Here is a 238-nt window from a genome sequence, read left to right as displayed (position 1 = left end):
TATCGGTGAAGATGCCGATTACCCGCGATGGGACGAAAAGACCCCGTGAACCTTTACTATAGCTTAGCATTGAATTTGGGCACGCGATGTGTAGGATAGGTCGGAGGCAATGAATCAGGCACGCCAGTGTTTGTGGAGCCGCTGTTGAAATACGACCCTTCGTTTGTTTGAGTTCTAACTCAAGGATTGAGGACATTGCTTGGTGGGTAGTTTGACTGGGGTGGTCGCCTCCAAAAGC

Annotated in this window: 1 rRNA gene; it reads left to right on the top strand. The window is 50.0% G+C overall.

The features are described from left to right. Positions 1–238: ribosomal RNA gene (locus H6A27_RS14875) — 23S ribosomal RNA — on the top strand; the annotation flags it as partial.

It is taken from the genome of Bacteroides caecigallinarum (assembly GCF_016902295.1).
In the GTDB taxonomy this organism is placed as follows: domain Bacteria; phylum Bacteroidota; class Bacteroidia; order Bacteroidales; family Bacteroidaceae; genus Phocaeicola; species Phocaeicola caecigallinarum_A.
The sequence above is the reverse complement of the archived record's forward strand: the minus strand, read 5'-3'. Positions and strand labels throughout refer to the sequence as shown.